This window comes from Mesorhizobium sp. M7D.F.Ca.US.004.03.1.1 (genome assembly GCF_003998635.1).
Classification (GTDB): Bacteria; Pseudomonadota; Alphaproteobacteria; order Rhizobiales; family Rhizobiaceae; genus Mesorhizobium; species Mesorhizobium loti.
The window spans coordinates 1-2198 of the sequence record NZ_RZQG01000945.1 but is presented as its reverse complement, the minus strand read 5'-3'; the positions used below and the strand labels follow the sequence as shown (position 1 = coordinate 2198).

General features: G+C 64.2%; 3 protein-coding genes. 1 reads left to right on the top strand and 2 read right to left on the bottom strand.

Annotated features, from left to right (window positions below):
- A partial coding sequence (locus EN935_RS32305) for a thiamine pyrophosphate-dependent enzyme (protein ID WP_245489110.1) occupies positions 1-325 on the bottom strand: 325 nt, incomplete at its 3' end.
- A gap of 5 nt (positions 326-330) precedes the next feature.
- The gene (locus EN935_RS32300) at positions 331-843 is read right to left on the bottom strand and encodes a thiamine pyrophosphate-binding protein (protein ID WP_127265025.1); all 513 of its coding nucleotides are present in this window, start codon (positions 841-843) and stop codon (positions 331-333) included.
- Between the two features lie 161 nt (positions 844-1004).
- On the opposite strand from EN935_RS32300, the gene EN935_RS32295 reads away from it, so the two are divergent.
- Complete coding sequence (locus tag EN935_RS32295) at positions 1005-1940, top strand: LysR substrate-binding domain-containing protein (RefSeq protein ID WP_109660113.1); 936 nt, start codon at positions 1005-1007, stop codon at positions 1938-1940.
- Positions 1941-2198 lie beyond the last annotated feature (258 nt).

Below are 2198 nucleotides of genomic sequence, written 5' to 3'. Positions count from 1 at the left end.
CGCCGAAATGCTGGTTGTCGAGCACGATCAGGTCGAGATTTTTCGGCCGCGCCACCGAGATCGTCGCCAGCGAACCGAACGCCATCAGCTGTTCGCCATCTCCGGTAATAACCATGACCCGCTTGTCGGGCTGGGCCTGGGCAAGCCCGAGGCCGATCAGCGCAGCCCCCCCCATGGCGCCCCACAGATAGTAGTTGTCGTTGCGGTCGCCGGCGGCATGCACGTCGTAGCTCGGCGAGCCGAGACCGGTCACGACCAATGCGCCGTCGCGGGCGTCGAGCAGCTTCTTCACCGCAACCCGGCGGTCCATCGTGGGTAAATTCATGTCGCTCACCACTTCTTCTTGCCGAGCAGCCGCTGCCCGATCAGCACGGCGATCTGCTGATCCGCGTCGAAGGCCATCAAGGCTGCTTGCGCCACTGTCTCCACGAGGTCGGGACCGGTTTCGGCGCGCAGCACCCTGAGGCCGATCGCCTTCAGCGAGGCCTCCGTCGCCTGCCCCATCGGCACCTGCCACGGATTGAACTCGGCCCATTCGCCGCGCATCGTCACCAGGACGAGCAAGGGAAAGCGCGCCTGCACGGGAAGTGACAGCATGTTGATGCAGTTGCCGACACCGGAGGATTGCATGAGCACGACGCTCCGCTTGCCACCGAGCCAGCAGCCGGCGGCGATGGCGATGCCCTCTTCCTCCGTCGTCAGCACGTTGGTGACGACCTCGGGATCCTCACTGAAAAGGCGGATCAATGTGGTATGGCCGGCGTCCGGCACATAGGACATATGGCTGATGCCGGCAGCCTTGAGCACGTCATAGACCTGATCTGGCCACTGCTTTTCAGACACCGCCGGAGCGGCTGCAAGCGCTGCTGCTTGCGGATGTTTTGCTTCTACGCTCGCCGTCACCTTGGACCTCCGGGAATTTGGATTGGAACCAGGTTACCTCGGCCGTCCGATCTAATCTTCGTCTCTTTCTTGTGACCAGATATAATGATATTCAATAGCTCATGGAATTGTCGCAGCTACGCACCCTGATCCACGTCGCTGAACTCGGCAGCCTCAGCAAGGCTGCCGACCGGCTGCACATCGCGCAGCCGGCGCTCAGCCGGCAGGTGCGCATGCTGGAGGAGGAATTGGGCTTTGCCCTTTTCCTGCGCCACGGACGCGGCATGGTGCTGTCCGAGCAGGGCAAGGAGGTGCTGACGCACGCCATGCGCGTGATGGCCGAGATCGACGAGATCCGCGCCACGGCCACGCCCGCCGATGCGCCGCTGACCGGCGAAGTGGCCATCGGCCTGCCACCCACCGTGGCCGACATTATCTCGCTGCCGCTGGCGGCCGCCTTCGGCAAGGCCCACCCCAAGGCCAAACTCAGACTTGTCAGCGCCTACACCGGCTATTTGCTGGACTGGATGCACCGCGGCGAGGTGGACGTCGCGGTGCTCTACGACCCACGCATGGCACGTTCACTGCGCTCGCGCCCGCTGCTCCTGGAAAACCTCTTCCTGATCGGACCGCCGGACGCGGGATTTTCAACCGTGCGCGCCGTATCGTTCGCCTCGCTCGCCGGCAAGCGCCTACTGCTGCCCAGCATCAAGCACGGGCTGCGCATCATCGTCGAACGCTGCGCCACGGATGCCGGCATCACGCTCGATGTCGGCATCGAAGCGGATTCGTACTCGGCGCTGAAGGACCTGGTGCGCAACGGACATGGCTGGACGATCCTGCCGCTCGCTCCCATCCATGCCGACGTGACCGCCGGGCTGCTCACCGCCGCGCCGTTGATCGACCCGGTGCCTGTGCGCCGCCTGATCCTTGCGTACCCGGCGGACCGGCCTGCCTCGCGGCTGGCGCGGTTTGCCGGACAAGCGATAGAGGACGTCGTCAAGGATCTTGTCGGGCGGGCCGTCTGGGTTGGCCAGCTTCTCGGCCCCCCGCCATAAGCATTCGAATTCTGCTATATCTGCTCACGTCTGCCTTGCATTGCTGACAGGACATGGAGGCGCGATAGTGAGGCCGCAGCAAGACGAAAAGCCGGACAAACCCCATGGAATCCTATCAGGACATTCGCGATGCCGTCGCCAGGCTGTGCGCGCGCTTTCCCGGAGAATACTGGCGCGCACTCGACAGGGACATGACCTACCCCGGTGAATTCGTCGCAGCGTTGACGCAGGCCCGCGCCACCATACGCCTCGGGGATC

Bases quoted from the DNA above. Each gene is read 5' to 3' on its own strand.
- EN935_RS32295 (WP_109660113.1), top strand. From the start codon at position 1,005: ATGGAATTGTCGCAGCTACGCACCCTGATCCACGTCGCTGAACTCGGC.